18 protein-coding genes and 2 tRNA genes are annotated in these 22,941 nt (G+C 73.2%); 5 read left to right on the top strand and 15 right to left on the bottom strand.

From position 1 onward, the window contains the following. Nucleotides 1-72 precede the first annotated feature (72 nt). A complete protein-coding gene (gene ppc / locus ACWEPF_RS10635; RefSeq protein WP_380149427.1) occupies nt 73-2,868 on the top strand; it encodes a phosphoenolpyruvate carboxylase in 2,796 nt (931 codons plus the stop codon). 75 nt (nt 2,869-2,943) lie between these two features. On the opposite strand, the gene ACWEPF_RS10640 is transcribed toward ppc, so the two are convergent. The 6 genes from ACWEPF_RS10640 to ACWEPF_RS10665 form a co-directional block, all read right to left on the bottom strand. After that, entirely contained in the window at nt 2,944-3,219 is a 276-nt protein-coding gene (locus ACWEPF_RS10640) for a hypothetical protein (RefSeq protein WP_345281139.1), read from the bottom strand. A 146-nt stretch (nt 3,220-3,365) separates the two neighbouring features. Next, nucleotides 3,366-3,941: an aminoacyl-tRNA hydrolase gene (gene pth / locus ACWEPF_RS10645; RefSeq protein WP_452172302.1), complete on the bottom strand. Its 576-nt coding sequence runs from the start codon at nt 3,939-3,941 to the stop codon at nt 3,366-3,368. Nucleotides 3,942-4,046: 105 nt separating this feature from the next. After that, nucleotides 4,047-4,631 (bottom strand): 50S ribosomal protein L25/general stress protein Ctc, encoded by a 585-nt coding sequence (locus ACWEPF_RS10650; RefSeq protein ID WP_345281143.1) that lies wholly within the window; start codon nt 4,629-4,631, stop codon nt 4,047-4,049. Nucleotides 4,632-4,907: 276 nt separating this feature from the next. Further along, nucleotides 4,908-5,888 carry a ribose-phosphate diphosphokinase gene (locus ACWEPF_RS10655; protein ID WP_452172303.1) on the bottom strand — a complete coding sequence of 327 codons (981 nt, stop codon included), beginning with the start codon at nt 5,886-5,888 and terminating at the stop codon, nt 4,908-4,910. Between the two features lie 212 nt (nt 5,889-6,100). After that, nucleotides 6,101-7,552: a bifunctional UDP-N-acetylglucosamine diphosphorylase/glucosamine-1-phosphate N-acetyltransferase GlmU gene (gene glmU / locus ACWEPF_RS10660; RefSeq protein ID WP_449796248.1), complete on the bottom strand. Its 1,452-nt coding sequence runs from the start codon at nt 7,550-7,552 to the stop codon at nt 6,101-6,103. Between the two features lie 155 nt (nt 7,553-7,707). Next, nucleotides 7,708-7,778: transfer RNA gene (locus ACWEPF_RS10665), tRNA-Gln, on the bottom strand. 180 nt (nt 7,779-7,958) lie between these two features. On the opposite strand from ACWEPF_RS10665, the gene ACWEPF_RS10670 reads away from it, so the two are divergent. From ACWEPF_RS10670 to ACWEPF_RS10680, 3 genes are all read left to right on the top strand, one after another. Next, nucleotides 7,959-8,921: an acyl-CoA desaturase gene (locus ACWEPF_RS10670; RefSeq protein WP_345281148.1), complete on the top strand. Its 963-nt coding sequence runs from the start codon at nt 7,959-7,961 to the stop codon at nt 8,919-8,921. A 200-nt stretch (nt 8,922-9,121) separates the two neighbouring features. Then, on the top strand, nt 9,122-9,724 hold the full coding sequence (locus ACWEPF_RS10675; RefSeq protein ID WP_345281154.1) for a TetR/AcrR family transcriptional regulator: 603 nt from the start codon (nt 9,122-9,124) through the stop codon (nt 9,722-9,724). 80 nt (nt 9,725-9,804) lie between these two features. Further along, nucleotides 9,805-10,296, top strand: a complete 492-nt coding sequence (locus ACWEPF_RS10680; protein ID WP_345281156.1) for a MarR family winged helix-turn-helix transcriptional regulator — start codon at nt 9,805-9,807, stop codon at nt 10,294-10,296. Between the two features lie 45 nt (nt 10,297-10,341). Here the strand turns inward: ACWEPF_RS10680 and ACWEPF_RS10685 are convergent, their stop codons facing one another. The 8 genes from ACWEPF_RS10685 to ACWEPF_RS10720 all read right to left on the bottom strand — a co-directional run bounded on the left by ACWEPF_RS10685 (nt 10,342) and on the right by ACWEPF_RS10720 (nt 18,767). Beyond that, nucleotides 10,342-11,877, bottom strand: coding sequence for a polysaccharide biosynthesis protein (locus ACWEPF_RS10685; protein ID WP_452172304.1), 1,536 nt, complete (start codon nt 11,875-11,877; stop codon nt 10,342-10,344). Nucleotides 11,878-11,935: 58 nt separating this feature from the next. Further along, nucleotides 11,936-12,802 (bottom strand): response regulator transcription factor, encoded by an 867-nt coding sequence (locus ACWEPF_RS10690; protein ID WP_345288242.1) that lies wholly within the window; start codon nt 12,800-12,802, stop codon nt 11,936-11,938. A 338-nt stretch (nt 12,803-13,140) separates the two neighbouring features. Further along, the gene (gene galK, locus ACWEPF_RS10695) at nt 13,141-14,271 is read right to left on the bottom strand and encodes a galactokinase (RefSeq protein ID WP_452172305.1); all 1,131 of its coding nucleotides are present in this window, start codon (nt 14,269-14,271) and stop codon (nt 13,141-13,143) included. Then, nucleotides 14,268-15,230 (bottom strand): UDP-glucose 4-epimerase GalE, encoded by a 963-nt coding sequence (gene galE / locus ACWEPF_RS10700; protein WP_345288245.1) that lies wholly within the window; start codon nt 15,228-15,230, stop codon nt 14,268-14,270. The genes galK and galE overlap by 4 nt, the downstream gene beginning before the upstream one ends. Next, nucleotides 15,223-16,317 (bottom strand): galactose-1-phosphate uridylyltransferase, encoded by a 1,095-nt coding sequence (gene galT / locus ACWEPF_RS10705; protein WP_449796244.1) that lies wholly within the window; start codon nt 16,315-16,317, stop codon nt 15,223-15,225. The genes galE and galT overlap by 8 nt, the downstream gene beginning before the upstream one ends. 131 nt (nt 16,318-16,448) lie before the next feature. After that, nucleotides 16,449-17,138 carry a response regulator transcription factor gene (locus ACWEPF_RS10710; RefSeq protein ID WP_345288249.1) on the bottom strand — a complete coding sequence of 230 codons (690 nt, stop codon included), beginning with the start codon at nt 17,136-17,138 and terminating at the stop codon, nt 16,449-16,451. Nucleotides 17,139-17,304: 166 nt separating this feature from the next. Then, nucleotides 17,305-17,377 (bottom strand) — tRNA-Thr (locus ACWEPF_RS10715). An 82-nt stretch (nt 17,378-17,459) separates the two neighbouring features. Beyond that, nucleotides 17,460-18,767 (bottom strand): MFS transporter, encoded by a 1,308-nt coding sequence (locus ACWEPF_RS10720; protein ID WP_452172306.1) that lies wholly within the window; start codon nt 18,765-18,767, stop codon nt 17,460-17,462. A gap of 334 nt (nt 18,768-19,101) precedes the next feature. On the opposite strand from ACWEPF_RS10720, the gene ACWEPF_RS10725 reads away from it, so the two are divergent. Continuing rightward, nucleotides 19,102-20,898, top strand: a complete 1,797-nt coding sequence (locus ACWEPF_RS10725) for an FUSC family protein (RefSeq protein WP_452172307.1) — start codon at nt 19,102-19,104, stop codon at nt 20,896-20,898. A 170-nt stretch (nt 20,899-21,068) separates the two neighbouring features. On the opposite strand, the gene ACWEPF_RS10730 is transcribed toward ACWEPF_RS10725, so the two are convergent. Then, a complete protein-coding gene (locus tag ACWEPF_RS10730) occupies nt 21,069-22,871 on the bottom strand; it encodes an ABC-F family ATP-binding cassette domain-containing protein (protein WP_452172308.1) in 1,803 nt (600 codons plus the stop codon). Nucleotides 22,872-22,941: the final 70 nt, after the last annotated feature.

The raw sequence follows: 22,941 nt of genomic DNA on the forward strand, positions 1-22,941 counted from the left end.
ATATGCTGGGCGCGTCGGACAGCGAGGTCCGCGCGAGCCGTTGCCGAACCCCACCACCACAGGGAGCCAGCCGTGACCGCTCCGGTCCCCACCTCGGCGGAGAACCCGAATCCGATCGCCGACAACGCCGCCCTGCGCGCGGACATCCGTCGCCTCGGCGACCTGCTGGGCGAGACCCTGGTCCGCCAGGAGGGCCCCGAGCTGCTCGGCCTGGTCGAGCAGGTCCGCCTGCTCAGCCGCACCGACGGCGAGGCCACCGCCGAGCTGCTCGCCGGGATCGACCTGGAGACCGCCGCCAAGCTGGTCCGGGCCTTCTCCACCTACTTCCACCTCGCCAACGTCACCGAGCAGGTGCACCGCGGCCGCGAGTTCGCCACCCGCCGGGCCAAGGAGGGCTCGCTGCTGGCGCAGACCGCCGACCAGCTGGCCGAGGCGGACCCCAAGCACCTGGAAGACACCCTGGCCAACCTCGCGGTCCGCCCGGTCTTCACCGCGCACCCGACCGAGGCCGCCCGCCGCTCGGTGCTCAACAAGCTGCGCCGGATCGGCGAGCTGCTGGAGCGCATCCACCGCGAGCACGTCGCCTCCGGCCTCGCCGCCACCGACCCGGCCCGCCACAGCTCGGCCAAGCGCCAGGCCGACCGCCGGCTGGCCGAGGTGATCGACCTGCTCTGGCAGACCGACGAGCTCCGGATCGCCCGCCCCGAGCCCACCGACGAGGCCCGCAACGCCGTCTACTACCTGGACGAGCTCTACCGCGAGGCCGTCCCCGAGGTGCTGGAGGAGCTCCACGAGGAGCTGGCCCGGGTCGGCCTCACCCTTCCCGAGGGCGTCCGCCCGCTGACCTTCGGCACCTGGATCGGCGGCGACCGCGACGGCAACCCGAACGTCACCCCTGCCGTCACCTGGGACGTGCTCAACCTCCAGCACGAGTACGGCATCAAGGACGCCCTGGCCGCCGTCGACGACCTGCGCAGCTCCCTCTCCACCTCGGTCCGGCTGGCCGGCGCCTCGGAGGAGCTGCTCGCCTCGCTCGACGCCGACCTGCGCCTGCTGCCCGAGCTCAGCCCCCGCTACAAGCGGATGAACGCCGAGGAGCCCTACCGGCTCAAGGCCACCTGCGTGCGCCTCAAGCTGGAGAACACCCGCGAGCGCCTGGCCGCCGGCACCCCGCACCTCCCGGGCCGCGACTACCTCGGCACCCGCGAGCTGGTCGCCGACCTCAAGCTGATCCAGGACTCGCTGCGCGCCCACCGCGGCGGCCTGATCGCCGACGGCCGCCTGGCCCGCGCGATCCGCACCGTCGAGGCCTTCGGCCTGCAGCTCGCCACCATGGACGTCCGCGAGCACGCCGAGGCCCACCACCACGCCCTCGGCCAGCTCTTCGACCGCCTCGGCGAGGAGGCCTGGCGCTACTCCGACATGCCGCGCGAGTACCGCCAGAAGCTGCTCGCCAAGGAGCTCCGCTCCCGCCGCCCGCTGGCCCCCACCCCGGCCCCGCTGGACCCGGCCGGCACCAAGACCCTGGGCGTCTTCAGCACCATCCGCGAGGGCTTCGAGCGCTTCGGCGACGAGATCGTGGAGAGCTACATCATCTCCATGTGCCAGGGCGCCGACGACGTCTTCGCCGCCACCGTGCTGGCCCGCGAGGCCGGCCTGATCGACCTGCACGCCGGCATCGCCAAGATCGGCATCGTGCCGCTGCTGGAGACCACCGACGAGCTCCAGCAGGCCGACCGCATCCTCGACGAGATGCTCTCCGACCCCTCCTACCGCCTGCTGGTCTCGCTGCGCGGCGACATCCAGGAGGTCATGCTCGGGTACTCGGACTCCTCCAAGTTCGGCGGCATCACCACCTCCCAGTGGGAGATCCACCGCGCCCAGCGCCGGCTGCGCGACGTCGCCCACCGCTACGGCATCCGGCTGCGCCTCTTCCACGGCCGCGGCGGCACCGTCGGCCGCGGCGGCGGCCCCTCGCACGAGGCCATCCTGGCCCAGCCCTGGGGCACCCTGGAGGGCGAGATCAAGGTGACCGAGCAGGGCGAGGTCATCTCCGACAAGTACCTGCTCCCCTCCCTCGCCCGGGAGAACCTGGAGCTCACCATCTCGGCCACCCTGGCCGCCTCCGCGCTGCACACCTCCCCGCGGCAGGCCCCCGAGGAGCTGGCCCGCTGGGACGCCGCGATGGACCAGGTCTCCGAGGCCGCGCACACCGCGTACCGCGCCCTGGTCGAGCAGGAGGACCTGCCGAAGTACTTCTTCGCGGCCACCCCGGTCGACCAGCTGGCCTCGCTCCACCTGGGCTCCCGCCCGTCCCGCCGCCCCGACTCCGGCGCCGGTCTGGACGGCCTGCGGGCCATCCCGTGGGTCTTCGGCTGGACCCAGTCCCGGCAGATCGTCCCCGGCTGGTACGGCGTCGGCTCCGGCCTGGCCGCCGCCCGCGAGGCGGGCCTGGGCGACGTGCTGGACGAGATGCACGGCCAGTGGCACTTCTTCCGCAACTTCCTGTCCAACGTCGCCATGACGCTGGCCAAGACCGACCTGCGGATCGCCCGCCACTACGTCGAGCAGCTGGTCCCGGCCGAGCTGCACCACGTCTTCGACCAGATCGTGGCCGAGCACGAGCTCACCCTGCGCGAGGTCCTGCGCCTCACCGGCGAGGGCGAACTCCTGGAGCACAACGAGGTGTTGAAGCAGACCTTCCAGGTCCGCGACGCCTACCTCGACCCGATCTCCTACCTCCAGGTCGCCCTGCTCCGCCGCCAGCGCGAGCTGGTCGCCCAGGGCCGCGACGAGGATCCGCTGCGGGCCCGCGCGCTGCTGCTGACCGTCAACGGCATCGCCGCCGGCCTGCGCAACACCGGCTGACGGAGGCTCAGAACGCGAGGGCGGCCCGGGACTTCCCGGGCCGCCCTCGCGGTGTTCTGCCGCTCTCTCGCGGAGTCAGTGGACGGTCGGCTGTCCGGCCCGGCGCCGGCGCAGCCACATCGCCGCGCCGCCGGCCGCGACCACCAGGCCGCCGCCGACCGCGTACAGCCCGGAGCCGCCCTCCAGATCGACGTCGTTCGGCCCGGGGAACTGGGCCGCCGCGGGCTCGGGCGTCGCCACCGGGCCCCCCGTCGGCTCCGCCGCCCGCGCCGCCGGCGCACCCAGCGCCGTGACCAGCAGTGCCGTCCCGCCGACCACGCGAGCGACCCGGACCCGCTTCGAGCGAACCACGTTCCTTACCCCCTGTACCGACCCCTCAACCCCGTGCACGGGTCGACGCTATCGGATCGGACGGGTCGTTCCCACACCGTTTTCGGAACGATCAAGCAAGCGTTGTACGACCGTTGCGCAAACCAGGACGACTTCTTGACGGTCCGTCAGGAGTTGTAGGTGGACTGGGCGCGCTCCAGACCCTCCGTCAGCAGCGCCTCCACCGCGTCGGCGGAGCGGTCCACGAACCAGTTCAGCTCCTTGCGCTCGGTGGACGAGAAGTCCTTGAGCACGAAGTCCGCCACCTCCATCCGGCCCGGCGGGCGGCCGATGCCGCAGCGGATCCGGTGGTAGTCCGGGCCGAGCGACTTGGTGATGGACTTCAGGCCGTTGTGCCCGTTGTCGCCGCCGCCGAGCTTGAGCCGCAGGGTGGCGTAGTCGATGTCCAGCTCGTCGTGGACCGCCACGACCGCCCCGGTGGGCACCTTGTAGAAGTCCCGCAGCGCGGTGACCGGCCCGCCCGAGAGGTTCATGAAGGTCATCGGCTTGGCCAGCACCACCCGCTTGCCGCCGATCCGCCCCTCGGCGGTCTGCGCGCGGCTCTTGTGCGCCTTGAACCTGGCCCCCATCCGCCCGGCCAGCAGGTCGGCCACCATGAAGCCGATGTTGTGCCGGTTCCGGGCGTACTGCTCCCCCGGGTTGCCGAGGCCCACGACCAGCCAGGGACCGTCGTAGTCGTCCATGTGTACCGCTCCTCCTGATTCGCTTCGGCCATCATCCCGGACGCACCGCTGCCCCGGTCACTCCGAACGGAGCGACCGGGGCAGCGGTCAGGTGCGGGGCGAGGCTCAGGCCTCGGTGACCTCGGCGGTCTCCTCGGCGGCCGGCTCGGCGGCCTGGGCGCCGATGACCTGCAGCACGACGGTGTCGGCCTCGACGGCGAGCTTGGCGCCCTTGGGCAGCTCGATGTCGCCGGCGGTGACGGAGGCACCGGCCTCCAGGCCCTCGACCGAGACGGTGACGGCCTCGGGCAGGTGGGTGGCCTCGGCCTCGATCGGCAGGGCGTTCAGGACGTGCTCGAGCAGGTTGCCACCGGCGGCCAGCTCGCCCTCGGTGTGGACCGGGACCTCGACGGTGACGGTCTCGCCGCGCTTCACCAGCAGCAGGTCGACGTGCTCGATGGAGCGCTTGATGGCCTCGCGCTGGACGGCCTTCGGCAGGACGTACTCGTCCTTGCCCTCGATCGGGACGACCAGCAGGGCGTTCGGGGTCTTGAGGGCCATCATCAGGTCGTGGCCGGGCAGGTTCAGGTGAACCGGGGCGTGGCCGTGGCCGTAGACGACACCGGGGACGAAGCCGGCACGGCGGGCGCGACGGGCGGCACCCTTGCCGAACTCGGTGCGGGACTCGGCGGCAAGGCGGATCTCGGACACGTCTGCTCCTCGTGAAGGTCCGGGTGCAGACAAGCGAAAACCGCCGAAGCCACACCCACAAATACGCTGGGGGTTCGCTCGGCGGCGGAGACGACGGACCGTGAGGTCAGCGCGTCGATCACGGACACGGCACCGTTTTGGGCGCACAGCATCCCTCGCCGAGCAGTCTCACGAGTCTAACTTGGAAGCTCGTCAACCGTGAAATCGGCCCCCCACCGTGAACGGTGGAGGGCCGATTGTGGCTGACTGTCCGTCAGCAGGGACGTTTCTCCGGGATCAGTGGACGCCCTCGAACAGGCTGGTGACCGAACCGTCCTCGAAGACCTCCTTGATCGCGGCGGCGATCGAGGGGGCGATGGAGAGGGTGGTCACCTTGTCCATCTGGAGCTCCTGCGGGGTGGGCAGGGTGTTGGTGAAGACGAACTCGCTCACCCGGGAGTTCTTCAGGCGGTCCGCGGCCGGGCCGGAGAGCACGCCGTGGGTGGCGGCCACGATGACGTCGGCGGCGCCGTTGTCGAAGAGCGCGTCGGCGGCGGCGCAGATGGTGCCGGCGGTGTCGATCATGTCGTCGACCAGGACGCAGACCCGGTCCTTGACGTCACCGACGACCTGGGCCGACAGGATGGTGTTGGCCTGGGTCAGGTCGCGGCGCTTGTGGATGACGGCCAGCGGGGCGCCGAGGCGGTCGCACCACTGGTCGGCGACCTTCACGCGGCCGGCGTCCGGGGAGACGATGGTCAGCTTGGAGCGGTCGGCGACCCGGTCGCCGACGTAGTCGGCCAGCATCGGCAGGGCGAACAGGTGGTCCACCGGGCCGTCGAAGAAGCCCTGGATCTGCGCGGTGTGCAGGTCCACCGCCATCAGGCGGTCGGCGCCGGCGGTGCGCAGCAGGTCGGCGACCAGGCGGGCCGAGATGGGCTCGCGGCCGAGGTGCTTCTTGTCCTGCCGGGCGTAGCCGTAGAACGGGAGGATCGCCGTGATGGAGCGGGCCGAGGCCCGCTTCAGCGCGTCGATCATGATCAGCTGCTCCATGATCCACTGGTTGATGGGAGCCGTGTGGCTCTGCATCACGAAGCAGTCCGCCCCCCGGGCGGAATCCAGGAAGCGGACGTAGATCTCACCGTTGGCGAAGTCGAGGGCCTTGGTGGGGACCAGCTCGGTGCCGAGCTCCCGGGCCACCTCCTCCGCCAGCTGGGTGTGGGCACGGCCGGAGAAGAGCTTGAGCTTCTTCTCACCCGACGTCGTGATCCCGCTCACTGAACCGTCTCCTCGCGTTGCTGCCGCATGGTCCGCCGCACCTCGCCCGGGCAGGCGCCCGGGCGAGGTGGTCGGCGAATGGATGGGGGTACGCCCAGAACACGGGCCAGGGAGCCCAGTGGCGCACGCATGTACTCAAGGTTACGCGCTGGCCCGGCCGGCGTCCGCCCCGGGACCGCCCCTCAAGATCCCCGGTGGGCCGATCGGGTCGCTCAGGACTGCTGCTCCCCGGCGGCCTCGGCGGCGGCCCGGGCCGAGTCGGTTCCGGGGCGCTTGCGGGCCACCCAGCCCGCGATGTTGCGCTGCTGGGCGCGGGAGACGCCGAGTGCGCCGGGGGGCACGTCGTTGGTGATGACCGAGCCGGCGGCGGTGTAGGCGCCGTCACCGACCGTCACCGGGGCGATGAACATGTTGTCGGATCCCGTGCGGCAGTGGGCCCCGATGGTGGTGCGGTGCTTGTTCACGCCGTCGTAGTTGACCGTGACGGAGGCCGCGCCGATGTTGCTGTGGGCACCGATGGTGGCGTCCCCGATGTAGGAGAGGTGCGGCACCTTGGCGCCCTCGCCCAGCTCGGAGTTCTTGATCTCCACGTAGGTGCCGGCCTTGGCCTTGCGGGCCAGCTTGGCGCCGGGGCGCAGGTAGGCGTACGGGCCGACCTGGGCCAGCTCGCCGATCTCGGCGCCGATGGAGGTGGTGTTGCTCACGGTGGCGCCGGCGCCGACGGTGGTGTCGGTCAGGGTGGAGTTCGGGCCGACCTCGCAGCCCTCGCCCAGGTGGGTGGCACCGTGCAGCTGGGTGCCGGGCAGCACCACGGCGTCGGGCTCGTACGTCACCTGGACGTCGAACCAGGTGGTGGCCGGGTCGACCACGGTGACCCCTTCGCGCATCGCGCGCTCGACCAGACGGGCGTTCAGGATCCGGCGGGCCTCGGCCAGCTGGACCCGGTCGTTGATGCCGAGCACGTCGCGGTGGTCCGCGGCGACCACGGCGCCGACCCGGTGGCCGGCCGTGCGGAGGATCTCCAGGGTGTCGGTGAGGTACTCCTCGCCCTGGGAGTTGTCGGTGGTGACCTTGGCCAGCGCCTCGCCGAGCAGCTCGGCGTCGAAGGCGAACACCCCGGAGTTGATCTCGCGGACGGCCCGCTGGGCCTCGGTGGCGTCCTTCTCCTCGACGATGGCCGCCACCGCGTCGGAGGCGTCCCGCAGGATGCGGCCGTAGCCGGTGGAGTCGGGGACCTCGGCGGTCAGCACGGTGGCCGCGTTGCCCTGCCCGGCGTGGGCGGCGACCAGGGCGGCCAGGGTGGCGCCGGTGAGCAGCGGGGCGTCGCCGGTGGTGATCACCACGGTGCCCTCGGGGCGCTCGCCGCGGGAGGCCAGCTCGGCCAGCGCGGTGCGCACGGCGTGGCCGGTGCCCTTCTGCTCCAGCTGCACGGCGGTGGAGACCCCCGGGTACACCTCGGCCAGGTGGGCCTCGACCAGCTCGCGCTGGTGGCCGACCACCACGACCAGCTGCCGGGGCGTCAACTCCTGGGCGGCGGCCACCGCGTGGCCGACCAGGGTGCGGCCGCAGACCGGGTGCAGCACCTTGGGCAGCTTCCTGGACTTCATCCGCGTCCCGCCGCCGGCGGCGAGCACGATCACGGCTGCAGGGGTGTTGGCACTCACGCGGGAGGCTCCTCGGGTCGGGAGGGGGAGGGGATGGCGCCCTCGGGTCGGCACTCCGCACGGCCGCACCCGGGCTGCTCAGAGACTATCCGGACATCCTGGCTGAAAACCCGTCAGCCTCCGGCCGGAGCACCGGCCGAAGGCTGACTGAACGGCTCCCGGAGGAGGATTCGAACCCCCATAAGCTGGACCAAAACCAGCTGTCCTGCCCTTAGACGATCCGGGAAGGGCGGGCACCGCGCCGGTGTCCCGGCGCGCGGTCCACAGCCTACGGGCTGCGGCGCCGCACATCCACCACCTTCGCCGCCCCCGGGCCGCCCCCGACACGTCTTCCCATCCGGGGCGGCAGTACTTACGATGCCGTAGGTTACGGCTACGTAGGTAGCCCCTTCCCTCGAGGACCCTCATGACGATCCAGGCCAGCGAAGCGCCCCCGGAAGCGGCAGCGGTCGCCGCCACCCAGCTGTCCGCCACCCGGGGCGGTGAGCAGCAGGGCCTCGCCGAGCGGATCACGCTGGGCCTCTTCATCGGTGTGCCGTTCCTGGCCCTGCTGGCCGCCGTGCCGGTGGCCTGGGGCTGGGGCCTCGGCTGGACCGACCTGGCGATCATGACGGTGATGTACTTCGTGGCCTGCCACGGCATCACGGTCGGCTTCCACCGCTACTTCACCCACGGCTCCTTCAAGGCCAAGCGCCCGCTGGTGATCGCGATGGCGATCGCCGGCAGCCTGGCCATCGAGGGCCCGCTGGTGCGCTGGGTGGCCGACCACCGCAAGCACCACCGGTTCAGCGACAAGGAGGGGGACCCGCACTCGCCCTGGCGCTACGGCGAGTCGGTGCCCGCGCTGATGAAGGGCCTCTGGTGGGCCCACATGGGCTGGCTCTTCGACGAGGAGCAGACCCCGCAGCTGAAGTACGCCCCCGACCTGGTGAACGACCCGGTGATAAGGGCGATCTCCCGGCTGTTCTGGCTCTGGACGCTGGTCTCGATGCTGATCCCGCCGGTGATCGGCGGCCTGGTCTCGATGAGCTGGCAGGGCGCGCTGACCGCCTTCTTCTGGGGCTCGCTGGTCCGGGTGGCCCTCCTGCACCACGTCACCTGGTCGATCAACTCGATCTGCCACGCGGTCGGCGAGCGGCCGTTCAAGTCCCGGGACCGCTCCGGGAACGTCTGGTGGCTGGCCGTGCTCTCCTGCGGCGAGTCCTGGCACAACCTGCACCACGCCGACCCGACCTCGGCCCGGCACGGGGTGCTCCGCGGCCAGGTGGACTCCTCCGCCCGGCTGATCCGCTGGTTCGAGCAGCTCGGCTGGGCCCGGGACGTCCGCTGGCCCGACGAGGCCCGGATCGCCGCCCGCCGCACCGCATGACCCGACGTCTACAGCATGATGTAAGGGTGAACGGGAGCAACGGAGACAGCGAAGCCGACCGGACCGACCGAGCGGAGGCCGCCCCGGGCGCGCCCGCCGCGCGCGCCCGGGCCGCCGCTCCCGCCGCCCGCACCACCCAGGCCCGCACCGCTCCGGCCCGCACCGCCCCCGCCCGGGGCGGCAAGGGCGGCCGGGTCCGGATGACCGGCAAGCAGCGCCGCGAGCAGCTGCTGGACATCGGCCGCACGGTCTTCGCCGAGCGCGGCTACGACGGCACCTCGGTGGAGGAGATCGCCGAGCGGGCCGGGGTCTCCAAGCCGGTGGTGTACGAGCACTTCGGCGGCAAGGAGGGGCTCTACGCGGTGGTGGTCGACCGCGAGATGCAGCTGCTGCTGGACATGGTCACCGGCGCGCTGACCGGAGGGCACTCCCGGGAGCTGCTGGAGCAGGCGGCGTTCGCGCTGATGGACTACATCGACACCTCGACCGACGGCTTCAAGATCCTGGTCCGGGACTCCCCGGTGGCCCAGTCCACCGGCTCCTTCGCCTCGCTGATCAGCGACATCGCCACCCAGGTCGAGGACATCCTCGGCCTGGAGTTCAAGTCGCGGGGCTTCGACGCCCGCCTCGCCCCGATGTACTCGCAGATGCTGGTCGGCATGGTGGCCCTCACCGGTCAGTGGTGGCTGGAGGTGCGCAAGCCCGGCAAGGCCGAGGTCGCGGCGCACCTGGTGAACCTGGCCTGGCACGGGCTGGAGGGTCTGGAGCGGCACCCCAAGCTGGTCGGCGACCGGCAGCTGTGACCGCCGCCTGACGTCGGGGTGTCCGACGTCTTGACGTCAAGAGGCTTTATATCGACACACCCGTGGATACACTGATCCACATGGAGGACGAGGTCGACCGGCTGGTCGCTGCATGGCGCCGTGAGCGCCCCGACCTCGACGTGGAACCGCTCGAGGTGCTCAGCCGGGTCAGCCGGCTCGCCCGGCACCTGGACCGGGCCCGCCGCACGGCCTTCGCCGAGCACGGCCTGGAGCCCTGGGAGTTCGACGTCCTCACCGCGCTGCGCCGGGCCGGTTCGCCGTACCAGCTCTCCCCCGGGCAGCTGCTCACCCAGACCCTGGTGACCTCCGGCACCATGACCAACCGGATCGACCGGCTGACCGGCAAGGGCCTGGTGGTCCGGCTGCCCGACCCGGACGACCGGCGCGGCGTGCTGGTGCGGCTCACCGAGGACGGGCAGGACCGGGCGGACCAGGCGCTGGCCGGACTGCTGGCCCACGAGCGGGCGCTGCTGGCCGAGCTGACCGGGCCCCAGCAGTCCGAGCTGGCCACCCTGCTGCGGCTGCTGATCGCCCCCTTCGACCAGGCCTGACGGCCCGTCGGCGGAGGCTGCCGACGGGCCGACCGCTCCGTACCGTCAGAAGCCGTCCGGGTAGGGCGTGCTGAGTGCCGGGACGGGCTTGGGCTCCGGGGTGGTGTAGCCCGGCAGGATGGTGCCGAGCAGGCGGCGGACCTCCGCGTCGGAGTTGCCCGCAGCGGCCGCGTACAGGGCCGTCAGGGAGCCCGCCAGGTCCTCCGGGCCGGCCAGGTCGTCGGCCACCGTGGCGTAGATCCGGGAGTGCGCGGTGGGCAGCCGCTCCTCGCCCTCGGAGAACAGCGCCTCGTTGAGCTTCTCGCCGGCCCGCAGGCCGGTGTAGCGGATCTCCACCTCCTCCGCCTCCAGCTGCACCTGACGGGCGAAGTTGTGCACCAGGTCGACGATCCGGACCGGCTCGCCCATGTCGAGCACGAAGACCTCGCCGCCGTGCGCCATCCGGCCGGCCTCCAGGACCAGGCCGACGGCCTCCTCGATGGTCATGAAGAAGCGGGTCACGTCCGGGTGGGTGATGGTCACCGGGCCGCCGCTGCGCAGCTGCTCGGCCAGCACCGAGAGCAGCGAGCCGCGCGAGCCCAGCACGTTCCCGAAGCGGACGGCGGAGAAGACGCCGGTGCCGAGGTTGCGGGCGTCCCGGGCGTTGGCCTGGACGATCAGCTCGGCCAGCCGCTTGGAGGCGCCCAGCACCGAGGTCGGGTCGGCGGCCTTGTCGGTGGAGATCAGCACGAACCGCTCCACGCCGGTGGCCAGCGCGGCCTCCACCAGGTTGTCGGTGCCGAGCACGTTGGACTTCACCGCCTCGCTGGGGTGACGCTCCAGCAGTGGCAGGTGCTTGTGCGCGGCCGCGTGGAAGACCACCTCGGGGCGCAGGTCGCGGAAGATCTGCTGGATCCGCGGCCGGTCCCGGATGTCGGCGATCACCAGCGAGTCGTCGGTGAGCAGCGCCTCGCCCCAGATCTCCAGCTGGAGCCGGTGCAGGTTGGACTCGTCGTGGTCCAGCATGTAGAGCTCGGACGGGCCGAACGCGTGGACCTGGCGGCAGAGTTCGCTGCCGATCGAGCCGCCGGCGCCGGTGACCAGCACCCGCTTGCCCTCGATCACGGCGCGGACGTCGGAGGAGACCACGTGCACCTCGTGACGGCCGATCAGCCGGTTCACGTCCAGCGAGCGCAGGTCGGAGCCGACCACCTCGCGGCGCAGCGCCGCCAGGAAGGAGGGCAGGTAGCGGACGGCCGCTCCGGCCGCCGCGGCGGCGGTGGCCAGCGCGCGGACCTTCTGGTGGGCCAGCCCGGGGATGGCCAGCACCACGACCTGCGCCCTGTTCTCCACGGCCAGCTCGGTGAGCTCGGTGAGCGTCCCCAACACCGGGACGCCGCCGACCAGTTCGCCCGCCTTCAGCGGGTCGTCGTCGAGCAGGCCGACCGGGACCAGTCCGAACTCGGGCGTCCGGCCCAGGTCGCGCACCAGCGCGGAGCCGGCCGCGCCGGCTCCGACCACGATGGTGCGCAGACCCTGGCCGCCGTCCCCTGATGAAGGGTCGAACGGGTTCAGGCGTGCGGCATTGCTGTACGGCGACATGGGTGTCCTCCGGATTCCCTGACCTGACGGAGTCGGTACCTGGGGCATGGGGGGCCGGTCAGCCGGCGCCGGGGCCTGCGGTCGAGGCGACGGTTGGGGTGGATGGGGTGGTGCGCTGGGGAGGCCCGGACGGTTCGGACGGGCTGACGCCCGCCCGCCGGGCCACGGCCACGGCGGCGAGGGTGGAGTGCACCCCCAGCTTGCCGAGCACGTTCTGCATGTGGGTGCGGACGGTGTGCGGGGAGAGGTACAGCCGCTCCGCGACGGCCTGCCGGCCGAGACCGGCCACCATGCAGCGGAGCACCTCCTCCTCGCGCGGGGTCAGTGTCTCCACCAGCCGCTCGCTCTCCGTCCGGTCCCGCCGGGCGGCGGTCAACTCCCGTACCACGCCGGTGAGCAGGGTCGGCGGGAGGTGCGTCTCGCCGCGCAGGACGCCGCGGATCACGGCCATCAGACGCGGCAGCGAACTGTCCTTCGCGACCCAGCCGCCGGCTCCGGCCTGGAGGGCGCGGACCGCACGGCGCGGGTCGTCCTCGGTGGCCAGCACCACGGCCCGCAGCTCCGGATGGCTCCGGGCGGCCCGGGCCAGCAGCAGCAGCCCGTCCGGCGCGGGGCCGGAGGCGGGGCGGGGCACGGTGGCGAGGGGCAGCGGTCCGGGTGGCCGCCGCGGTGCCGGGGCGCGGCCCGGTGGGGCCTCCGGCTCCACCGGCTGGCGCGGCCGCCGCGCGGCGGCGCCGAGGTCGGCGTCGACCAGGATGACGTCGAACGGACGCCCCTCGGTGGCCGCCCGCTCCAGGGCGCGCTCGGCCCCGGCCGCGCTCCCGGCCACACCCACTTCGACATCGGGCTCGGCGGCCAGGGTGGCCGCCAGTGCCTCGGCGAAGATGCGGTGGTCGTCGACCACCAGGACGCGAACCCGCCCCATCGTCGTACCCCCCTGCTCAGGTGCCGACCCCCACCGGTACCGGACTCAGCGTACGGAAGTGGGGGGCGGGTCGGTGGGGGTTTCGTGAAGTTCCGTGGGGCACGGGGGCGTTACGCCGAGAACGTCCGCGGGGCGCGGTGACGCGGCGGACGCACGTGGTGATGCCGGGGCGCTGGGTGGCGGACGCACGTGGTGATGCCGGGGGCGCGAGGAACTGCGCGGGGCGGGAGGCGGCTCACCTGCAACTGAATCGCCGTCAGCCAGTTGCAGGTGCTGCCGTTCCCCCGCGCGCAGTTCCCCGCGCCCCTGGGGCCTCCGGCCCCGAGGCGCGGCTCCGGTCAGGAGAGGCGGCGGGCTCCGGCGGAGGGGACGGCGGTGAAGGTGCGGGGTTCGGCGTACCCGGCCGCCGCGAAGGCGGCCCGTACGGCGGCCTCGACCTCCGTCAGGAGTCCCTCGCGGACCAGGGCGATGACCGAGCCGCCGAAGCCGCCGCCGGTCATCCGGGCGCCCAGGGCGCCGGCCTCGACCGCGGCCGAGACGGCCAGGTCGGTCTCCGGGCAGGAGACCCGGTAGTCGTCGCGCAGCGAGGCGTGACCCGCCGTCAGCACCGGGCCGAGCGCGGCGAACTCGCCCGCGTCCAGCAGCGCGACCGCCTGCTCCACCCGGGCGTCCTCGGTCACCACGTGGGCGACCAGCGGGGCCAGCTCGTCGGGCAGCCGCTCCAGTGCGCCGGCCAGGCCCTCCGGTGCCAGGTCGCGCAGGGCCGGCAGGCCGAGCAGTGCGGCGGCCTTCTCGCAGCCGGCCCGCAGCTCGGCGTAGGCGCCGTCGGCCAGGTCGTGCTTGACCCGGGTGTCGATCACCAGCAGCCGCAGGCCGTGGGCGGCCAGGTCCAGCGGGACCTGGCGCTGCGTCAGGTCCCGGGTGTCCAGCACCAGGGCGTTGCCCTCGGAGCAGCACATCGAGGCCATCTGGTCCATCACGCCGCACGGGACGCCGACGAAGGCGTTCTCGGCGAACTGCGCCAGCTGCGCCAGGTCGGCGTTGCTCAGCGGCAGGTCGTACAGGTCCCGGTAGGCGGTGGCGACCACGCACTCCAGGGCGGCGGAGGAGGAGAGCCCCGCCCCGCCGGGCACGTCGCTGTCGAACCACAGGTCGGCGCCGCCGACCGGGTGCCCTGCCTCGCGCAGCGCCCAGACCACGCCGGCCGGGTACTTGGCCCAGCCCTCCACGGAGCCGGGGGCGAGCCCCTCGACCTCCAGCTCGGTCACCTGGCCGTCGCCCTGCTCGCTCCAGAGGCGGAGCAGGCCGTCGGTGCGCAGCCGCACGGCCGCACGGGCGGCGTGCGGCAGGGCGATCGGGAGCACGAAACCGTCGTTGTAGTCGGTGTGTTCGCCGATCAGGTTGACGCGGCCGGGGGCCGCCCAGACACCGGTCGGGGCGGCTCCGTGGACGGACTGGAAATCGGTCATGCCTGCTTCTTCTCCAGGGTGAACTGCCAGGCGTCGCGGACGATGTCGTCCAGCTCCGGGCGGCGGGGGGTCCAGCCGAGCGCCTCGTGCGCGCGGGTGGCGGAGGCGACCAGGACGGCCGGGTCGCCTGGGCGGCGGTCGGCGACCACGACCGGGATCTCCCGGCCGGTGACGCGCTTGACGGACTCGATGACCTCGCGGACCGAGAAGCCGCTGCCGTTGCCGAGGTTGCAGATCAGGTGCTCGCCGGGCTTGGCGGCCGCGATCGCCAGCAGGTGGGCCTCGGCCAGGTCCGCGACGTGGATGTAGTCGCGGATGCAGGTGCCGTCCGGGGTCGGGTAGTCCTCGCCGAAGACCGCGATGTGCGGGCGCTGGCCCAGCGCGGCCTGGAAAACCAGCGGGATCAGGTGCGACTCGGGGTCGTGCCGCTCGCCGTAGGCACCGTACGCGCCGGCCACGTTGAAGTAGCGCAGCGAGACCGCGGCGAGGCCGTGGGCGATCGCCTCACTGGTGATCAGGTGGTCCACCGCCAGCTTGGTGGCGCCGTACGCGTTGGTCGGCGCGGTGGCGGCGGTCTCCTTGATCGGGGTCTCGGTCGGCTCGCCGTAGGTGGCGGCGGTGGAGGAGAAGACCAGCTTGCGGACCCCGGCCTTGCGCATCGCGCTGACCAGCTCCAGCGACCCGGCCACGTTGTTGCGCCAGTACTTCTCCGGGTCCGCGACCGACTCGCCGACCTGCGAGGAGGCGGCGAAGTGCAGCACGCCGTCGTAGGAGGAGTCCAGCACCTCCGCGGCGTCCTGGATCCGGCCGCGGACGAACTCGGCGCCCGCCGGGACGCCCTCCAGGAAGCCGGTCGAGAGGTCGTCGAGCACCGTCACCTGGTGGCCGGCCTCCAGCAGGTGCGCGCCGACCACGCTGCCGACGTATCCGGCGCCACCGGTGACCAGGTACTTACCCATGTGTTGCGACCTCCCGCAGGCGGTGTGCCGCCTGTTCCGGCGACACGTCGTTCATGAAAGCGTCCATGCCGGATTCGGTCCCGGCCAGGAACTTGAGCTTGCCTACCGTACGACGGATCGTGAAGAGCTCCAGGTGCAGTGCCAGCTCGTCACGGTGACCGGCCGGCGCCTGGTGCCAGGCGGAGATGTACGGGGTAGGCGCGTCCGTGTCGAAGAGACGGTCGAAGCGGCGCAGCAGTTCCAGGTAGATCCCGGGGAACTCGGCCCGCGCGGCCTCGTCCAGGCCGGTCAGGTCCGGTGTGCGGCGGTTCGGGTAGAGGTGCACCTCGTACGGCCAGCGGGCGGCGAACGGGACGAAGGCCGTCCAGTGCTCGCCCGCCAGCACCACCCTTTCGGGGTGGGCGAGCTGATCGGCGATCAGGTCCTCGAAGAGGTTGCGGCCGGTGGCGGCGCGGTGCGCGGTGGCGGCGGCGGCCGCCTTGGCGGAGCGCGGGGTGACGAACGGGAAGGCGTACACCTGCCCGTGCGGGTGGGCCAGCGTCACGCCGATCTCCACGCCCCGGTTCTCGAAGCAGTACACCTGCTCGATCCCCGGCAGTGCGGAGAGCTCCGCCGTGCGGTCGGTCCAGGCGTCCAGCACCAGCCGGGCCCGGTCCTCGGTGAGGCTCGCGAAGGAGGCGTCGTGCTGCGGGGTGAAGCAGACCACCTCGCAGCGGCCCGCCCCGGGGGCGGTCTCGTGGAAGGCGGTCCGGTCGGTGGCCACGTGCTCGGCGGCTCCCGGGGCCAACGACGGGAAGCGGTTCTCGAAGACCGCGACCTGGTAGTCCGGCGCCGGCACCTCGCTCAGCCGGCCGTCCCTGGACGGACAGAGCGGGCACTCGTCGGCCGGCGGGTGGTAGGTGCGGCCCTGGCGGTGAGCGGCGACCGTCACGTGGTCGCCGGTGACCGGGTCGCGGCGGATCTCGGACAGCGCGGTGGTGGGCTCCAGCGGACGCAGGTCGCTGTAGTTCCGGTCGGCGGTGCTGCCGTCCGCGTCGAAGTAGATCAGCTCGCGGCCGTCGGCAAGCTTGGTGGTGGTCTTCTGCACGGCAACATGGTCGAACAGAACCCAACAAGAGTCAACAGGCGAGGGCGCACGCCCGCTGCGCCGGTGATGGTGATCCCGGGGGCGCGGGGAACTGCGCGGACCGGGAGGCGACCGCCGCCGCTGAGGGCACGTCAGCCCGTTGCACGCGCTCCGGGGCCCGGCGTGATCCGGTCGAGCAGTCCCGTGCGGGCGGCGGTGGCGGTGGCCTCCAGGCGGGTGCGGGCCCCGAGCTTCATCAGGACCCGCTGGACGTGGGTCCTGGCCGTACTGGGGGCGATGCCCATGCCCTCCGCGATGGCGCCGGTGTCCTGGCCCTCGGCGATCCGCAGCAGCACCTGGACCTCACGGCGGGTCAGCGCCCGCAGCAGCCGCACCGCGTCGTCGTCCGGCTCCGCCACCGGTCGCAGCAGCCGCTCGAACGCCCCCTGGAGCACCTCGACCGCGACCGCCGCCTCCCCCGCCCGCACCCGGGCGATGGCCCGCTCGACCACCTCGATCCGCTCGTCGCTGCGGACGTACCCCGCCGCCCCCGCCGCGAACGCCGCCGCCACCCGCCCGGGTTCGCCCACCGGGCCGAGCACCACCACCGCGATCTCCGGCCGGTCCCGCCGCAGCCGCCGCACCGGCTCGAAGGCGTCCGGGCCCCCCGGGCCGGCCACACCGACCAGGCAGACCTCCGGGCGGCGCGCCGTCACCAGCTCGCACACCGACCGGGCCGGCGAACCGATCGCCAGCACCCGGTGCCCGCGCAGCTGCAGGGCCGAGGCCAGTGCCTCGGCGAGCAGCCGGTGGTCGTCGACCACCACGAGCCGAACGCCCACGGCGCCCTCCCAGTCCACGTCCGGCGCACCCCACTCCGCGACCGGCGGGCGGCCGTTGACGCACCATCACAGCGCATCCGGCCCCGGCCCGCCAGAGTGCGCGCAGCCGTGACGCTCCCGGAAACGAAAGAAGGCCCCCGCCGTAACGGCGGGAGCCTTCTGTCCGAGCCCCCATGCGGAATCGAACCGCAGACCTTCTCCTTACCATGGAGACGCTCTACCGACTGAGCTATAGGGGCTTGCCGGTCTTCGTTTCCTTCTGACCGGGCCGGTCGAACGAGGAAGACATTACACGGTGATCGCCCCGCATGTGAAATCCGCTCAGCCGGCCTCCGCCGCGAGGCTCACGGGGCGTACGGCGGCGAGGTCACGCCCCCTGGTCTCGGGCAGCGCCCGGAGTGCGAGCAGCGAGACCACGCCCACCCCGGCGGCGTACCAACCCACCGGTGCGGCGGTCCCGTACTCCGCCGCCAGCCGGGTCGCGACCAGCGGCGCGGTCGCTCCGCCGACCACCCCGCCGAGGTTGTAGCTCAGCGCCACCCCCGTGTACCGCAGCCGGGTCGGGAACAGCTCCGGCAGGTACGAGGCGATCGGCCCGAAGAGCAGGCCCAGCGCCGCCATCGCCCCGATCAGCGCCACCCCCGCGGCCACCGGACGCCGGGTCTCCAGCAGCGGGAAGAGCAGCAGCGACCAGCCCGAGGTGACCGCCGTCGCGGCCAGCAGGGTGAGCCGCCGGCCGAACCGGTCGCCCCAGCCCGCGCTCAGCCACACCGTGCCGGCCATCGCCGCCGAACCGGCCAGCAGCGCCGCCAGGACGAGCCCGCCGGGCATCCCGAGGTCCACCGTGGCGTGGGCCAGCGCGTAGGTCGTGGTCAGGTAGAAGACGGTGTAGCCCACCATGATCGACAGCCCGCCGAGCAGCACCTCCCGCCCGTGCCCGCGCAGCAGCTCCAGCACCGGCACCCGCGGGCGCTCCGGCTGCTCGGCGAAGAGCGGCGACTCCGCCACCTTCAGCCGGACCACCAGCCCGAACGCCACCAGCACGGCGGAGGCCAGGAACGGCACCCGCCAGCCCCAGGACAGGAAGGCCCCGCGGCTCAGGCCCTCGGAGAGCAGCAGGAAGACCGAGTTGGCCAGGAAGAACCCGGCGCAGGGCCCGAGTTGCAGGTAGCCGCCGTACCGGCCGCGGCGCCCGCTCGGCGCGTGCTCGGCCAGCAGCAGCGCGGCCCCGCCCCACTCCCCGCCCAGGCCGATCCCCTGACAGAACCTCAGCACCACCAGCAGCACCGGGGCCCACATCCCCCACGCCCCGTACCCGGGCAGCAGCCCGACCAGCGCGGTCGAGACGCCCATCAGCAGCAGCGAGCCGACCAGCGTCGCCTTCCGGCCGAGGCGGTCGCCGTAGTGGCCGAACAGCACCGCCCCGACCGGGCGGGCCAGGAAGGCCACGGCGTAGACGGAGAAGGCGGCGAGCAGGGAGCCGGTGGTGCCGAGGCCGGGGAAGAAGACCTGGCCGAAGACCAGGGCCGCGGCGGTGCCGTAGATGAAGAAGTCGTAGAACTCGATCGTGGTGCCGACCAGCGCGGCGGCGGCGACCCGGCGCAGCGCGGGGGCCTGAGTGGGTGTCATGGGCACCACCCTGGCGGGACCGTGGCGGCGAACAACAGCGGGCAACCGGGTGATCGGGGAGCGCACCGCCGACGGCCGCCCCGGGGGCGCGAGGCTCTGCTGATCTGCGGCTCCGCCGCGGGGCGCACAGGGGAACGGCAGCACCTGCAACTGGCTGACGGTGCATGAGGTGCAGGTGAGCCGCCTTCCGGACTCGCGCAGTTCCTCGCGCCCCCGGGGTAACCCATAGGCTGGCGTCGTGGGTGAGCAAGGGTCGGCTTCGTGGTGGGCGCATGCGGCCAGGACGGGGCGGCCGCCGGTGCCGTGGGGGCTGATGGCGCGTGGGGCGGCGGGGATGGGGACCCCGTTGGCGCTCGGGTTGCTGACCGGGCGGCTGGACCTCGGGGTGTACGCCGGGCTCGGGGCGATGCACGCGACCATGAACGACCGGGACGAGCCCGCCGGGCTGCGGGTACCGAGGATCGCCGGTGCGGTGGGGGCCTCCGCGCTGGGGATGCTGACCGGCGCCGCGCTGCAGCACTTCGGGGCCCCCACCGCCCTCGCCGCCGTGGTGCTGACCGTGCTCGCCTTCGCCTCCGGCGCCCTGAGCGCGACCGGCCCGCGCGGCTCCGGCGCCGGCATGCTGCTGCTGGTCTCGGCCACCCTCGGCGCCGGGATGCCGCTCGCCGCCCCGTGGTGGGCCGCCGCCCCGACCATGCTGCTGGGCGCCGCGTACGTGGTGCTGCTCGGCGCGCTGCACCGCTCCTCCCGCCCCGCCGCGGACCCGCGCCGCCGCGCCCTGGCCGCCGCCTTCACCGCCCTCGGCACCACCCTCGCCGACCTCGGCACCCCGCGCGGCGCCGGCTCCCGCCAGGTCCTCACCGCCCGGCTCAACCAGCTCCAGGACCTCCTGCCACCCGCCCGGACGGGCCGTCAGGAACCGGAGCGGGTGCGGCGGCTACGCACCCTGTACGAGGCGACCCTGGCCGTCACCGAGACCGCCAGCGGCCTGCTCTGGGCCTGGCGGCCGGTGCCCGCCGAGGTGGCGGAGCTGCCCGGACGGCTGGCCGCCGCCAAGCTCGGCGCCGGTCCGCCGCCCCCGTACCCCGCCTGGGAGCCGGACACCCCGGCGCTGCGCGCGCTGGACGCCGCGCTGCGCGACCTCACCGAGGCGGTGGCCGGGCGGCCGGTGGCCCTGGGCACCGCCCCCGCCCCTCCCCCGGACCCCTGGCGGCTGCGGGCCGGACTGCTCTCGCCCGCCTCGGTCCGCTACGGGCTGCGGGTGGCGCTCTGCATCGCGGTGGCCTCGCTGCTCACCGCCGGGGTGCCGCTCAGCCGGGGCTACTGGGTGCCGATGACGGTGGCCTTCGTGCTCAAGCCGGACCTGGGCTCGGTCTTCCAACGGGCCGTCAGCCGCTCGGTCGGCACCGTACTGGGCGTCGCGGTGACCGCCGGGCTGCTCTCGCTGACCTCGTCCGAGTGGGGGCTGGCGGCGATCGCCGCGCTCTGCGTCGCGCTGCTGCCGTACTCGCTGGGCGTCCACTACGGGCTGAACGCGGCGGTGATGACGCCGATGGCGCTGATCCTGGTGCAGCTCGGCGGCGAGCCGGGCACCGAGGAGCTCTGGCCCCGGGTCCTCGACACCGCGCTGGCCAGTGCGATCGTGCTGGTCTTCGGCTACCTGCTCTGGCCGGAACGGCCGCAGCACCGGATCGAACCCCGGCTGGTCGCGGCCGCCACCGCCGTCCGGGCCTACCTGGCCTCGGTGGTGGACGACGGGCCGCCGGTGGCCGAGGTCTGGCTGCGGCGCACCGCGTACCGCGCGCTCGCGGACGCCCGGCAGGAGGTGCAGCACGGGCTCACCGAACCACCCCCGAACGGGCGGCTGGCCGCGCAGTGGCTGCCCGCCACCGCCGCCCTGGAACGGCTCTCCGGCGCGGTGGCCGCGTACGGCGCCCAGATCCGCTACGGGGGCCGGGCCCCCGACCCCGCGGAGGCCGCCCGCGTCTTCGAGGCCCTCGACCGCCTCACCGCCGCCGCCCGCGGCCACCGCCCCCCGGGCGGCCAGGCCGTCCGGCCCACCGAACCGCACGACCCGGCGCTCAGCGCCTTGGCCCGCGCCGCGAACGAACTCGACGCGCTACTGGCGTGATGCCGCGCGGCAGGGCAGCGACCTCAGGGGCGCGAGGAACTGCGCGAACCGGAAGGCGGCCCACCGGCAACTGAACCGCCGTCAGCCAGTTGCACGTGCTGCCGTTCCCCCGCGCGCAGTTCCTCGCGCCCCCGGGGCAACCACGGACGTTCCCCGCGCCGCCGGTTGTGTCAGACGTCTTCCGCCAGTTCGAGCCAGGCCATCTCCAGCTCCTCCTTCTCCTCGCGGACCTTGCGCAGCTGCGCGTCCAGCTCGGCGACCTTGGAGAAGTCGGCGGCGTGCTCGGCCAGTTGGGTGTGCAGCTTGGACTCCTGCTGGTCCAGCTTGGCGATCTGGCGCTCCAGCTTCTGCATCTCCTTCTTGGCCGCCCGGGTGTCCCCCGCGGGCTTGGCCGCGGCCACCGGGGCCTGGACGGCCGAGGCGGCGGCGGCCTGCTCGGCCATCCGGGTCCGCCGCTCCAGGTACTCGTCGACGCCGTTGGGGAGCATCCGCACCCGCTGGTCGCCGAGCAGGGCGTGCACCGTGTCGGTGGTGCGCTCGATGAAGAAGCGGTCGTGGGAGATGACGATCATCGAGCCGGGCCAGCCGTCGAGGAGGTCCTCCAGCTGGTTGAGGGTCTCGATGTCGAGGTCGTTGGTGGGCTCGTCGAGGAAGAGCACGTTGGGCTCGTCCATCAGCAGCCGGAGCAGCTGCAGGCGGCGGCGCTCACCACCGGACAGGTCCCCGACCGGGGTCCACTGCTTGTCCTTGCCGAAGCCGAACTGCTCGCAGAGCTGACCGGCGCTCATCTCCCGGCCCTTGCCCAGGTCGACCCGGCCGCGGACCTGCTCGACGGCCTGGAGCACCCGGGTGGCCGGGTCCAGCTCGGCGATCTCCTGGGAGAGGTACGCCAGCCGGACGGTCTTGCCGACCTTGATGACGCCCGACGCGGGCTGCACGTCGCCGTCGGTGGCGTACGCGGCCTGCATGGCGCGCAGCAGCGAGGTCTTCCCGGCGCCGTTGACGCCGAGCAGGCCGATCCGGTCGCCGGGGCCGAGGTTCCAGGTGAGGTTCTCCAGCAGCAGCTTGGGGCCGGCCTTGACCGTCACGTCCTCCAGCTCGAAGACCGTACGGCCCAGGCGCGCGTTGGCGAACTTCATCAGCTCGCTCTTGTCGCGGGGCTCCGGCACGTCGGCGATCAGGGCGTTGGCCGCCTCGATCCGGTAGCGCGGCTTGGAGGTGCGGGCGGGGGCGCCGCGGCGCAGCCAGGCCAGCTCCTTGCGGGCCAGGTTCTGCCGCTTCTGCTCCTCGGTGGCCTCGATCCGGGAGCGCTCGGCGCGGGCGAAGACGTAGTCGGAGTAGCCGCCCTCGTACTCGCGGACCTCGCCGCGCTGGACGTCCCACATCCGGGTGCAGACCTGGTCCAGGAACCAGCGGTCGTGGGTCACGCAGACCAGCGCGGAGCGGCGGTTCTGCAGGTGCTGGGCGAGCCAGGCGATGCCCTCGACGTCCAGGTGGTTGGTGGGCTCGTCGAGGACGATCAGGTCGTGCTCGCCGAGCAGCAGCTGGGCCAGCGCGATCCGGCGGCGCTCACCACCGGAGAGCGGGCCGATCACGGTGTCCAGGCCGTCGGCGAAACCGGGCAGGTCGAGGCCGCCGAACAGGCCCTGGATGATGTCGCGGATGCGCGCGTCGCCGAGCCACTCGTGGTCGGCCCGGTCGGCGATCACCTCGTGCCGGATGGTGGCCTTCGGGTCCAGCGAGTCGTGCTGGGTGAGGACCGCCATCTGCAGGCCGCCGGAGTGGGTGATCCGCCCGCTGTCCGGCTCCTCCAGCTTGGCCAGCATCCGGATCAGGGTGGTCTTGCCGTCACCGTTGCGGCCGACGACGCCGATCCGGTCGCCCTCGCTGACGCCGAGGCTGACCCCGTCGAGCAGGGCCCGGGTGCCGTAGACCTTGCTGACGGACTCGATGGTGGCGAGGTTGACGGCCACTGCTGCGCGCTCCTGAGCTAGACAGACCCCGGGTGTGCACCCCCGGGTATCCGTCCAAGCCTAGTCGAGC

This window comes from Kitasatospora sp. NPDC004289, assembly GCF_053602875.1.

Bases quoted from the DNA above. Each gene is read 5' to 3' on its own strand.
- pth (WP_452172302.1), bottom strand. From the start codon at position 3,941: ATGGACGACTACGACGGTCCCTGGCTGGTCGTGGGCCTCGGCAACCCG.
- ACWEPF_RS10670 (WP_345281148.1), top strand. From the start codon at position 7,959: ATGACGATCCAGGCCAGCGAAGCGCCCCCGGAAGCGGCAGCGGTCGCC.
- ACWEPF_RS10675 (WP_345281154.1), top strand. From the start codon at position 9,122: ATGACCGGCAAGCAGCGCCGCGAGCAGCTGCTGGACATCGGCCGCACG.
- ACWEPF_RS10680 (WP_345281156.1), top strand. From the start codon at position 9,805: ATGGAGGACGAGGTCGACCGGCTGGTCGCTGCATGGCGCCGTGAGCGC.
- ACWEPF_RS10685 (WP_452172304.1), bottom strand. From the start codon at position 11,877: ATGTCGCCGTACAGCAATGCCGCACGCCTGAACCCGTTCGACCCTTCA.
- ACWEPF_RS10690 (WP_345288242.1), bottom strand. From the start codon at position 12,802: ATGGGGCGGGTTCGCGTCCTGGTGGTCGACGACCACCGCATCTTCGCC.
- galK (WP_452172305.1), bottom strand. From the start codon at position 14,271: ATGACCGATTTCCAGTCCGTCCACGGAGCCGCCCCGACCGGTGTCTGG.
- galE (WP_345288245.1), bottom strand. From the start codon at position 15,230: ATGGGTAAGTACCTGGTCACCGGTGGCGCCGGATACGTCGGCAGCGTG.
- ACWEPF_RS10720 (WP_452172306.1), bottom strand. From the start codon at position 18,767: ATGACACCCACTCAGGCCCCCGCGCTGCGCCGGGTCGCCGCCGCCGCG.
- ACWEPF_RS10725 (WP_452172307.1), top strand. From the start codon at position 19,102: ATGGGGACCCCGTTGGCGCTCGGGTTGCTGACCGGGCGGCTGGACCTC.